The 12552-nt window shown below is 36.4% G+C and carries 9 protein-coding genes; 4 read left to right on the forward strand and 5 right to left on the reverse strand.

All coding sequences use genetic code 11. The features are described 5' to 3' along the window. Positions 1-44: 44 nt before the first annotated feature. The gene (locus tag LEP1GSC049_RS222275; protein ID WP_004758847.1) at positions 45-1637 is read right to left on the reverse strand and encodes a sodium-dependent transporter; all 1593 of its coding nucleotides are present in this window, start codon (positions 1635-1637) and stop codon (positions 45-47) included. 437 nt (positions 1638-2074) lie between these two features. On the opposite strand from LEP1GSC049_RS222275, the gene clpB reads away from it, so the two are divergent. Next, a complete protein-coding gene (gene clpB, locus LEP1GSC049_RS222270) occupies positions 2075-4654 on the forward strand; it encodes an ATP-dependent chaperone ClpB (protein ID WP_004756056.1) in 2580 nt (859 codons plus the stop codon). 143 nt (positions 4655-4797) lie between these two features. Here the strand turns inward: clpB and LEP1GSC049_RS222265 are convergent, their stop codons facing one another. From LEP1GSC049_RS222265 to LEP1GSC049_RS222250, 4 genes are all read right to left on the reverse strand, one after another. Beyond that, the gene (locus LEP1GSC049_RS222265) at positions 4798-5205 is read right to left on the reverse strand and encodes a helix-turn-helix domain-containing protein (protein WP_002153214.1); all 408 of its coding nucleotides are present in this window, start codon (positions 5203-5205) and stop codon (positions 4798-4800) included. Between the two features lie 1356 nt (positions 5206-6561). Beyond that, entirely contained in the window at positions 6562-8079 is a 1518-nt protein-coding gene (locus LEP1GSC049_RS222260; protein ID WP_004755945.1) for an LIC12015 family putative lipoprotein, read from the reverse strand. A 19-nt stretch (positions 8080-8098) separates the two neighbouring features. Further along, positions 8099-8452: a hypothetical protein gene (locus LEP1GSC049_RS222255; protein ID WP_004755947.1), complete on the reverse strand. Its 354-nt coding sequence runs from the start codon at positions 8450-8452 to the stop codon at positions 8099-8101. After that, positions 8449-9069 (reverse strand): hypothetical protein, encoded by a 621-nt coding sequence (locus LEP1GSC049_RS222250; protein ID WP_004758802.1) that lies wholly within the window; start codon positions 9067-9069, stop codon positions 8449-8451. Before LEP1GSC049_RS222250 ends, LEP1GSC049_RS222255 begins: the two co-directional genes overlap by 4 nt. A 44-nt stretch (positions 9070-9113) precedes the next feature. On the opposite strand from LEP1GSC049_RS222250, the gene LEP1GSC049_RS222245 reads away from it, so the two are divergent. From LEP1GSC049_RS222245 to lepA, 3 genes are all read left to right on the forward strand, one after another. Further along, a complete protein-coding gene (locus tag LEP1GSC049_RS222245; protein WP_004756087.1) occupies positions 9114-9467 on the forward strand; it encodes an STAS domain-containing protein in 354 nt (117 codons plus the stop codon). 7 nt (positions 9468-9474) lie between these two features. Next, the gene (locus LEP1GSC049_RS222240; protein WP_004758851.1) at positions 9475-10221 is read left to right on the forward strand and encodes a diacylglycerol/polyprenol kinase family protein; all 747 of its coding nucleotides are present in this window, start codon (positions 9475-9477) and stop codon (positions 10219-10221) included. 138 nt (positions 10222-10359) lie between these two features. After that, positions 10360-12165 (forward strand): translation elongation factor 4, encoded by a 1806-nt coding sequence (lepA, locus tag LEP1GSC049_RS222235; RefSeq protein WP_004755918.1) that lies wholly within the window; start codon positions 10360-10362, stop codon positions 12163-12165. The last annotated feature ends 387 nt before the right edge of the window (positions 12166-12552 follow it).

The raw sequence follows: 12552 nt of genomic DNA on the forward strand, positions 1-12552 counted from the left end.
GATAGAAATACCTTGCCAGTTTAAACCTTCCTGTGCTAAAAACATCATTTTAAATGAACTCTTTTTTCCTTATATTTCAAAGCATAGTGTACTAGAAGAACCAACAAACTAAAAACTAATAAAATACCGAAAAAAACGGATCTAGCGATTAAGGCCTTCATACGTGCGATTTCTAGGGAAGTTCCTTTAGAGATTGCCTGAGCTAACATAGAATCTATACTCATTCTTTCAAAATGACCGGGAAGATTTTGAATTAGGAAAGCTATGAATATGACGAGTAAAAACGTGGGAGTAATGTATTGAATTACAAACCAAAAGAATTTAGGTAGTTCTAAATGAGAACCTTCATTACCATCTTCTAAACCTTTTTTAGCGCCTATTTTCCAACCGAATAAGAAAATTTGAATACTTGCAAGTATAAAAATCAAAATGGTACCGATCCAAAAGTCAGCGAGTTCGAGGGCTTCAAAGTTTTGATTGAAATAAAGAATTGGAAAAGAAAGACTTGCGGTAAATAAAAATAGAATCAGACAAGAGGTTTTTCTTTTCAGACCGAAGGATTCTTCTAAAAAGATAATTCCTGGTTGTAACATGGTAACCGAAGAAGTGATCGCTGCTAGAAAAAGAACAAAAAACCAAATAGCACCGAACCATTGACCGCCTGGCATCAGAGAAAAAACGGATGGAAGAGCGATAAACCCCATACCGAACGTACCGAAATCGTTGATTGAAGATCCTAAAAATAAAAAGGCGACCGGAATCGTAATCATACCTCCAACGGCGACTTCCACGAATTCGTTCAAAGAAGCGGCGGAAATAGAGGAGAGTACCACGTCGTTATCTCGTTTGAGATAACTAGAAAAAACGAGAGCGATTCCAAAACCAGCGGATAAAGTAAAAAAAACCTGACCGGCTGCGGCGATCCAGACTTCCGATTTTAAAAGAGCGGACCAATCCGGGTTCCACATTTTTCCGAGACCTATATCAATGTCGTCTAACGTAATAACTCTAATAAGAATGATAATAGAGGAGACTAACATCAAAGGGACCGCGATTTTTGCGAAAGTTTCAATTCCTTTGGAAATTCCTCGAAAGACTAGAGCAAAATTTAGGATAAAACAAGTAATCGTAGCATAAAAGATTTTACCTGAAATTGCGTCTCCGTTGTGCCTGGCTCCGGTTAGGTCCAGATAATAGTTACCAGCGGCTTGGATGATTTGAGATTCCGGGACTTGACCGTTCAGATTAAATTGAATTTGTCCGGTTAAAAAATCGAAGGAGTAGGCCAGACACCAAGCCTCAATAAAAACGTAATATACATAAATGAGAATAGGAATTGTGATTCCAATGGCGCCCACGATTCTAAGTGGGAAACCGGAAAGGAAACTTTTAAATAAAAAAGGAGCGCTATGACCGGTGCGGCCTCCCATTCTACCCATAATCCATTCCGTAATACAAACTGGAATTCCAACGAGAATAAAGCTGATAATGTAAGGAACCATAAAGGCTCCGCCGCCATTAGCGACTGCTTGACCGGGAAAACGAATAAAATTTCCGAGTCCGATTGCACCACTTGCCACGGTAAGGATGAGTCCGGTTCTAGATTTCCAACTTTCTTTTGGAGCTTCCTTTTGCATGATGTTTACTTGCAAAACATACTTTCAACCCCTCACTGTCAAAGGAAAAGCAACGGAATTGAGTAAAAAACGAGACATAAATTTCCACACGAAGATTTAGATGGGCGGTTCCAGCATTGGGTTGGGACCATGCTGGACCGGGCTCTTCGTTTCAATCTGCAAAGCAACATGAAAGCCAGATTCTATCTGAAAAAATAAAAATTGAGAGCATGTTGCATTGCAGTATTTTCACTTCGATCCCTACCGCAGATTTTACACTGGACTAGTAGTTCCCACATTTTACCGAAGAATCTAAGTTTTGTGTGAGTTCTTACATTTTACAAAGAAAATCCTGGACTGGTAGAAAAAGAAAATGCCAATATGGCAGAAAAAAGAGAAATTTTAAGGATCAAAAAGTCTAAATTCTAAACTAAAAAAACAAAAGAAAGAGTCGGAAAATGAAATTAGATAAACTTACATCCAAACTAAACGAAGCATTATATAACGCACAAACTTCTGCCGAAAAATTGGGAAATCCGGAAATTAGCGAAGAACATATTTTAAAGGAAGTTCTATCGCAGCCGGACGGACTGGCGCCTCTTTTAATTTCTAAACTCAATCTGAGTCCAAAATCATTTTTGGAAAGTACAGAAAATATTTTGGAAAAACAACCGAAAGTGGGAGGAAACACTTCTGCGGACATAGGATTTTCACGTTCGGCGGTTTCACTTTTAAAAGCCGCGGATGAAATAAGAAAAGAATTAAAAGACGAGTATCTATCTACGGATCATATTTTACTCGGGCTCATGAAAAACGGAATCGGACCGTTAAAAACCGAATTTTTAAAATTAGGATTAGAATATCATAAATTACTTAAAATCACTTTGGAAAATAGAAAGGGAAAAACAATCATGGACGATTCGCCGGAAGGAAAAACGGACGCACTTGCAAAGTATGCAAAAAACCTAAATGAACTCGCCAAACAAGGAAAACTGGATCCTGTCATAGGAAGAGATGAGGAAATTAGAAGGACAATACAAGTTTTATCTAGAAGAACAAAAAACAATCCAGTGCTAATTGGAGAACCAGGAGTTGGTAAAACTGCAATCGTGGAAGGACTCGCCAACAAAATCGTTCAAGGAGAGGTTCCAGAGGGAATCAAAAATAAAACGCTTTATACATTGGATCTAGGTTCCATGATCGCAGGGGCCAAATATAGAGGAGAATTTGAAGACAGGCTCAAAGCGTTGTTAGACGAGGTCAAATCTTCGGACGGAGAAGTGATTTTATTCATAGACGAAATTCATACTCTAGTAGGCGCCGGAGCCACTGAAGGAGCATTAGACGCTTCTAATATGTTAAAACCTATGCTTGCCAGAGGGGAGCTACGTTGTATAGGTGCGACTACTCTAAAGGAATATCAGAAATATATAGAGAAAGACGCAGCTTTAGAAAGGAGGTTTCAACCTGTTTATGTCAAGGAGCCTTCCGTAGAGGAAACCGTAACGATTTTAAGAGGTCTTAAGGGACGTTACGAACTACATCATGGAATTAGAATATTAGATTCCGCTTTGATTGCGGCTGCTACACTTTCTAATCGTTATATATCGGATCGATTTCTTCCAGATAAGGCGGTGGACTTAATCGACGAGGCCTCTTCCAAGATGAGGATCGAGATAGATTCCATGCCAGAGGAACTCGATCGCGCGAACAAAAGGATTCAATCTCTAAAGATAGAAAGAGAAGCTCTAAAAAAAGAACAGGATACGGCTTCAAAAGAAAGATTAAAAACTCTCGAAAAGGATTTATCCGAACAAGAGCAAAATTTTCAAACCCTAAAGGCGAGATGGGATTTAGAAAAATCTAAAATTGGTCGTTTGAAACAAATTAAAGAAGAGATAGAAAAGTATAAAAATTTAGAAGCGGAGGCAGAAAGAAGAGGAGAGATCAATCGAGTGGCAGAGATCCGCTATGGAAAATTAGTGGATCTTCAAAAAGAATTCGAATCCGCAAACGAAGAGTTAAAAAAACAAGAAAGCGCTTCCAGGCTTTTAAAAGAAGAAGTCTCCGAAGAGGATATAGCGAATATAGTATCCCGTTGGACAGGAATTCCGGTTTCTAAAATGCTTCAAGGAGAAAGGGCAAAACTTCTTTTAATGGAAGACGCATTAAAAACCAAGGTGATCGGACAGGATCACGCTCTCAGACTCGTTTCGGAAGCGGTACAAAGATCTAGGGCCGGAATTGCGGATCCAAACCGTCCGATAGGAACGTTTTTATTTTTGGGGCCTACTGGAGTTGGAAAGACCGAAACCGCAAAGGCACTCGCCGAATTCTTGTTTGACGATGTAAACGCGATGAACCGGATCGATATGAGTGAATATATGGAAGCTCATTCCGTAGCCAGATTGATCGGTGCGCCTCCAGGTTATGTAGGATACGATGAAGGAGGACAACTTACAGAAGCGGTTCGAAGAAGACCTTATTCTTTGATACTTTTTGACGAGATTGAAAAAGCGAACCCAGAAGTATTTAACATTTTTCTTCAGATTTTAGATGAAGGAAGATTGACCGATGGAAAGGGGCGTAACGTTGATTTTAAAAATACAGTGATCATTCTTACTTCGAATATAGGATCGGACGTTTTAGGATCTTCCGAATACACTTCGGAAGAAAAGGAAAGATTGGTGGAACAAAGGTTAAAAAAACATTTTAAACCGGAATTTTTAAATCGAATTGACGAAGTGATTTTATTTCATTCGATCACGGATTCAGTAATTCATAAAATTGCGGAGATTCAATTAGAAGGTTTGAGACAAAAGGCGAAAGAAAACGGTTTGAATGTAAATTTTACGAACGAATTAAAAGACTATGTATCTAAAGCCGGTTTTGACGCGGAATACGGAGCCAGACCTCTCAAACGTTTGATTCAAAGGGAAGTAGGGAACGCGCTGAGTCGATATATTTTGGATGGCAAGTTTGCAAACGGACAAAATATAACCGTTGATCATAAATTGGGAAAAGTAGTTGTGGTTTAACGAATATTCAGTGATCGGAAAATCGATCTTAAAATGATTTTGGTGTGGATAACTTAGGTTACAAATACACTGGATCGGAACTTTTCAAATATATAAAAAAGGAAGCTTTATGCTTCCTTTTTTATTGAGTGTAATCTTATTTTTTAATATTCAACTTTTTGAAGAAACAATTCTTCCTTTTTCATTTTTAAAGCCTTGGACGCCATGTTTTTAAAGTCTTCCGGCGGTTCTAAAAGTCCTAATTCTACCTTGGAAAGAAAAGGCGTGGATACTTTTAGTTTTTTAGCCATATCATATTGTTTAATACCCAATTCTCTACGTTTTGCCCAGAGTCTGTTGGTGAGTCCTTCCGTAAATTCAGGATAAACATCCTCAACTGGTTGTTCGTTAAACAATTTTTCAAGAGTGGTTTTCAAATATTTTACGCAGGCTTGTTTGAATTTTTCGGTAGGATCCTGACTACCCGTTTCAATTTTTGAAAGGTAGCTTGGAGAAACCCCGAGCGCTCTCGCCATATCGTATTGTTTTATGCCTCGTTTTTTTCGAAGCATGTATATGTGGTTTTTCATTCAGTTCCCCTCTCGAACACAAAGGTATTTTGATGAAATGTAAGTTCAAGAAAAAATTTCCAATGGACTTAAACAAGATTACAATTTTATGATTTAGTAAGCCTAAAGGATTATGACAAATAAGTCAAATCAAGAGTAAAACACATGCAGAAAATAAAAAATAAATTTTAAGTTCAAAGTAATATAGATTAACGAATTATAAAATGACGTTTATTTATAAAATTATTTTTGTTAAAGTGAGTAAGACTCAATGAATTTATTTTTATACAATAAAGCTTATATAAAATTCAAAGATAATGATGAAACTTATAGTTAAATTTTTGTCTTATTGATTCTGTATTTGGTGTTTTTGTAATCAAATGGGTTTTTGTGATAAAAATTTGTGGTAATGTCTTGTGTGTCTTAAAATAAAATTATGATTAAAGGTTTTTTAAAAGATAAAAATATAAGAATATTCATAGTTTGTAATATTTTTGAAAATTATTTTGTTCGGAATTGTAAAATTAAACATCTTATTTTTTTTGCAAAACACTGTTTTAATGTAAAATATTGATACTTTATTATATAGATATAAGTAACGTGAGCAGGACGTAAGAAAATCCGTTTTATCTTAGGTCAATTTTTTTGTAAAAAAATAAATGTAGGAACTCTCACAAATCGTGGTTTTACCAGTTAAACTTTGAAAATTGTGGGAACTACTATGAGATACAAAAAGAATCATCGTCCAATCGGATTTCTACATAAAACCGCTGTTTCACGGCCATTATTAAAGTTTAAATCTCATTTTAACATGAATTCGGCTGAGGAAGACTTTCATAAAAGTATGAGTTCCTACTATTTTAGGATTTATTTATAAAATCTTGATTTGTGAGAGTTCCTACATCATTTTACAGACAAATCTAAGTTTTGTAATAGTTCCCACACTTGAATACAATAGATTCAATTGTTATAAACTTTTATTTTATAAATTGTGGTAGTTCCTACATTTTTAGAAATTGTTTGTAAAATTGTGATTTGTAATAGTTCCTACATTAAAAGAATCAATCTGTAAAGTCCAGATTCAACTTTTTTCAGAACCAAGATTCCTTGGACCGGACTCACGTTTAACGAATCAGTCTTGTAAAATAGAATATTCAAAATTCTGCATAAAACAATGAAATTGTCTTTAAATCCACTTTATAAAAATTCTCAAAGTAATCTATTTTAGATTTATTGAAAATGTTTATAGGCTTTTTAAAAAAGTGTGATAAGAATTTTGAAGAAACCGAACAAAAATGAAAATTGAATTTGAGGAAATGCAGACAATCCGGTTCAGAATAGAACCGGATTGTTAAAAATTTAGATTTGCCCAGCTTTTAAACTTTCCGATGAGATTTTAAATTCGTTTTCGGATTTTAATTTTGAGAGATAGTCTTGAAAAATAGACTGCTTTTTACTTTCGACTAACTCTTGTTTGATTCTTTCTCTTACTTTTCCGAAGTCTTCAGGAATCCTTTCGTTCGGATTTGTGGAAGAAGGTCTGGAATAGGCGTATAGTTTACCTGCCTCGTAAGTATCTCTGATTTCTTTTTCTGTGATATTTACTTCCGAATCGATGGAACGATTTCGGATTAGCATAAAAAGAACAGATCTTCCAAGTAATGGAAGTGTTTTCTTGAATTCTTTTGTGTCTTTGAGAGATTGGATTTCTTTAGATTCGGAAGAAATTCGAATCGGAAGATAAATTTGAGCATAGAATGAAAGTTGATCGTTTTTTTCCTCTTCAGGAGAACCTTTGCGTTTTTGAAGAATAGGAGCGATTTTATTAAACTCTACAATCAGATCTTTAAAAGAAAACTTGGATCCTTTTTGGTCTTCGAAAAGAATCGTCTCCGACTTTAAGTCTTTGATAAATTGGGGAGTTAAGTCTACGATTTTTAAACCACTCTTTGCCTTTAACGAATCCATTTCATTTTTCCAGGCTTCTCTTAAAAAACGGTTTCCGTAGTGTTCTGCGGTTTGGTTAGCTCTTTCGTTTACAACTAAGTCGGAATAAAATTTGGCAGAGTTTTTTTCCTCTTCCGTGATTCCTTCTTTAGAAACGTATTTTAACGCAAGGTTTTTTAACTTATCCAATTCGTTCTGAAAAAACTTATCGATCTTTTTAGGATAAATTTTTTCGATTCTTTCCACTTTGATAATATAATAATCTTTTGCAGTCTGTTTAGAGTTAGATGGGTCGGGATCAGAAGGTTGTTTTAAAATAAAGCTTCCTTTGGTTTGTGCCGCTTCCTTAAGAATTGAGGTAAACGGATCGTTTCCGCAGTTTATACAATGTGGCTCCAGTCTTCCTCCAATCGCTTTTCTTTGAATTTCGTCCGTATTTTTTGTGATAAATTCAGAGATTTCACGATCGGACTTGAGTTTTTGAATTTCCTGAAAAAGTGTTTTTGCCTTTTCTTCGCTAACTTGTGGTTTGTCTGGGTCCGCTTTTACGAAAAGAATTCTACCAAATGCAAATTCTAACATCCCAGAAGTAATCAATTTTTCGGAGAATTTTTTTCTATAGTCATTGAACACTACTTGAGGCTCTACAAAATTCATAATTCTATCATATTCATCTTTTGTAACTATGTTTGTGTTCTGGTTATTGGCTTCTGCAATTTTTTGAATTCCGATTTCTTCTACGATTTTGGCCTGAGTGGCGATCGAAGCGGTGTTTGGATCTGGTTCAATGCCACGTAGTTTATAATAAGCTCTCAATTCTTCCCGTGTTACGGTGCCAGATTTAAAGGAAGCGAGAACGTCCGAATCCCTGTTACAGTTGATTGCAAACAACAGAGAAAAAATGATTAGAAATAAAGTTTTTTGTTTCATGAAATTGTGTCTTTGAGTCTTAGTATTTGTGAATTGTCTTTCGAGTTGTCTGAGGTTTTGGATCTGGGATCTCTACTGAAATTTCCCGAGTTAAATTTTTTTCTCGGGAGCTGTATAGATTTTTCATCTCGGTTGGAGAAGATTTGACTGAATTTTTCAATAGTCCGATTTTACCGGATTCTTCTTTGATTTTTAAAGATAGAATTTCGGCCTTTCCTGATTCTAAACTTTTCATTTCTTTTTGAATCGAATCTTTTAGAATCTCGGAATAGTCTCGGTCCGAGGAAATTTTTTCCTGAATCTTTCCCAGTTCGAGTATGTCTCGGTCTACTTCTTCAATCTTTCGAAAAAGATGCGCTACCTTAACCTTCATACATTTATCCCAGCGTTGATCTTTTTGGATTCTATGTCGGTTTGCAAGAATGAAAAAAGATAAAAATAGGAAAAATTCAAAAGAGTAGGTTGTAAGAGTAAAATACTCAGCGAAAGTAACATACAACAAGAAGTAACTAGCTTCGTTTTCCGAGATCGTAAGTAAAGAAAACCTAAAATACAAACTAGAATTCCAGACTTAATCATGGATAGGAAGTTTAGCTTTTCCCAAAAGTAGATGTCTGATTGCCACCACATTCTAAATCCTGCGATCCATAAGAATAAAAATAGAATCCTTTCTTTTTTCTGAACGATCTCTTCTAAAAATCCTGTTTTTATGTCGAACTTAGTTTCTTCTGCTCCTCTTAAAAATAGAATTCCGGAACAATGAATACAAATTAAATCCAGTAGATCTACCGGTGTGGAGCCGTCTAACCCGCTAATTGCGAGAAGAATCAAAGTTAGAATGGAAAGTGGAAATATAGGCTCGTTATTCTGATACGAACCGGCTTTTTTATGATAGAACAATACGGAGAGACTTAAGATGACAACTCCTGGAAATAAAAAGGAATAGTATCTTAAAACCAAAAATAGAACGGATAAGAATAGAAAAACCATTTGTCTCAGGGACGAAATACTTATAGATTGACTTTCCAAGCATTATGATTTTGAACGAAATCATCATTTCTACGGAAAAAATCGACAACGTTCAGGTTATGAAACTTCAAGGTTCTATCAACTCATTTACTGAAAAAAAATTCAGAGAACAACTTTCGGTTTCAATTCGTTCCGGTCCGGTGATTTTGGATCTGGAGGAAGTGAGTTTGATTTCTTCCCGAGGAATTCAGGCATTGAAAGAGATGAATCAATTGAGTTTTACTTCTCGTAACAAATTGGTTTTGATCCATCCTACCGAATCGGCTCGGAACTCTATCAAAATGGCGGCGTTAAACGGGCTCTTTTTAATCGCCCCGGACGAAGAATCCGCTTTAAAAATGACGATGAAAAATAGGTAGGATATAAGTGAAAAATTCGATTCGATTTAACTACGCTCGTAAACTCTGGCATCTTCTTGGGCTGATTTTTCCGATCTGTTATTATCTGGATGTCTTTCAAGGTGCATTCGGACTTTTGAATGCTACCAGAGTGCTGGTTACGGTCGCTTTGGTATTTTGTCTTGGAGTTGTTTCTTTGTTTGAATATCTTAGATTTCGATTTTCCAGCTTTCAAAAATTCTTTTTATCGACCCTGGGAATTTTGATGAAAGAGGAAGAAAAGAATCGATTGAACGGAACTCTTCCTTATTTTTTTTCCTGTGCGTTTGTTGTCTTTCTATTTCCTCCGGAGATTTCCATTCTATCTATGCTTTTTCTTGTGATCGGAGATCCGACCGCCGCCTGGGTTGGAACTTTTTACGGTAAACGTAGATTTTCCAACGGAAAGTCCATAGAAGGGATCATCGCGTTTATAGTTGTTTGTACAATCGTGGGTTTTGTTTTTTTATATATTTCCCAAAATTCCAATAAACTGAACTTTTTGAGAGAAGAGGGTTTTGTACTTTATAATAGTTTGATTTTCTTAATTCCTGCGATTTTGGTTTCTGCTTTTACGGAACTCTATTGTGGTACTTATTGGAATGGTCTTGTGGACGATAATCTTTTGATTCCGGCAGTTTCTGCGCTGGTTTTGGGTTTTACCGCCTGGTTATTTTTAGGTGTGGAACCATCCTCCATTTTTTTGAATCCAACAAGTGCTATTTTTGAAAATTGAATCGGTTTTGTAATAGTTCCTACATTTTCTAAGTTTCACAGTGAAATTTTAAACTGTAATAGTTCCTACAAATTTTGCTACAAAAGTATTTTGCTTTTCAGACTAGGCCTGGACCGAAAATTATCAGATTGAACCCTCATGAGTGATAAACAACAATTCATCCGAAATTTTTCGATCATAGCCCATATCGACCATGGAAAGTCTACCTTGGCAGACAGACTTTTAGAAATCGGTCAAGTAACAAACGATCGTACTAAAAAAGACCAGATCCTGGACTCGATGGACATAGAGAGAGAAAGGGGAATTACGATCAAGGCCAACAATGCCACTTTCGATTATTTTGCGGAAGATGGAAATACATACATAATGAATCTTTTGGATACACCTGGTCACGTGGATTTTACCTACGAGGTTTCTCGTTCTTTAAAAGCATGTGAAGGTGTACTTTTAATTGTAGATGCAAGCCAGGGAGTAGAAGCACAAACATTGGCAAATCTCTATCTCGCAATGGAGCAAAACTTGGAGATCCTTCCGGTAATGAACAAGATCGATCTTCCAGCTGCAGATGTGGAAAAAACGAAAATACAAATCGAGGAAAGTTTGGGTTTGGATCCACAGAAGGCGGTTGCGATTTCTGCAAAAACGGGACTCAATGTAAAAGAAGTTTTAGAACAAATTACTAAACAAATTCCTCCACCTAAAGGAGATTCAAATGCACCTTTGAAGGCGCTTGTATATGATTCTTATTTTGATCCTTACATGGGAGTAGTAATTAAGATTCGAGTTTTTGACGGTAGAATTAAAAAGGGAGATCGGATTATGATGATGAGTACCGGAAAAGATTTTACGGTCAACGAAGTAGGAATCAATCGAATCAATCTAACTCCTAAAGAAAGTTTAGAAACCGGTGAAGTAGGTTATATCATCGCCGGAATTAAAAAAGTTTCGGATGCAAAAACCGGAGACACGGTCACGTTATTTTCCAATCCTACAAAGGAATCGGTGCCTGGTTATAAAGAAGCTAAACCGATGGTATTTGCGGGTTTATTTCCGATCAATGGAGAACAATTCGACGAACTCGTAGACGCGATCGAAAAACTCAAATTAAACGATGCAGCCCTCGTGTTCGAAAAGGAAAGTTCCGTTGCTCTCGGTTTCGGATTCCGCGTCGGTTATCTCGGACTTCTTCACATGGAAATTGTTCAGGAAAGATTGGAAAGAGAATTCAATCTGGACTTGATTACTACCGCACCTTCCGTAAAATATATAATTCGAAAAAAGAGCGGAGAAGTGGAAGAGATCGACAATCCTTCCAGTTTTCCGGAACCGATTACGATCGAATCCACGGAAGAGCCCTATGTCAAAGCAACCGTTATCACGCCGAACGAATACGTAGGAAATATCATGTCCCTTGCGATGGACAAAAGGGGAATCCAGTTGGATACTGTTTATATTACACAAGATAAGGTGCAGTTGACATATGAAATTCCTTTAGCCGAACTTATATTCGAATTTTATGATAAACTCAAGTCTTTTACGAGAGGTTACGCTTCTCTCGACTACGAACCCTCCGGTTATAAGGCTTCACAACTCGTCAAAATGGACATTCTCGTAAACGGAGAACCAGTAGACGCTCTTTCTATGATCGTACATAGAACCAAGGCAGAACAAAGAGGTCGTGAAATCATAGAAAAATTGAAAGACCTCATTCCAAGACATCAGTTTATGATTCCGATTCAGGCGGCGGTGGGAGGAAAAATCCTGGCGAGAGAAAGTATTTCCGCTCTTCGTAAAAACGTAACCGCGAAGTGTTATGGAGGAGACATCACTCGTAAGAAAAAACTATTAGAAAAACAAAAAGAGGGAAAGAAACGGATGAAGCAGATCGGAAACGTGGAAATTCCCCAGGAAGCATTTTTGGCGGTTCTGAAAACGGGGAACTAGAAGGTATATCAAAGAAATTTGGAAACTTGTAGAATACCGAGAAGTTTGAGTTAACGGTTTTATTCTTTTGATAAAGGCTATGGAGTTGAAATACAGAAGTATGGGTTCTATCGCCTAACAAGCTGTTGATGTTTTGCTTTACAAGCTGTAGAAAACTCAAAGAAATATTAATCTATCAACTACCATCTTTCTAAAGGGAAAATGGGTATCATAAATGTTGGTTTTATATGGTAGTAATGGAAACTGCGATGAGATATTTTACGATCAACAAAAAGAAAACAAGAAGTACGTTTTATATTGGAACAGGTCACATCTGAATTTTCAAAGTAAATTCAGAATAGACTCTATAATTTCTCGGTTAAATTTTTATTACTGTTGAACACTTGA

The organism is Leptospira kirschneri serovar Cynopteri str. 3522 CT (assembly GCF_000243695.2).
Taxonomy (GTDB): Bacteria; Spirochaetota; Leptospiria; order Leptospirales; family Leptospiraceae; genus Leptospira; species Leptospira kirschneri.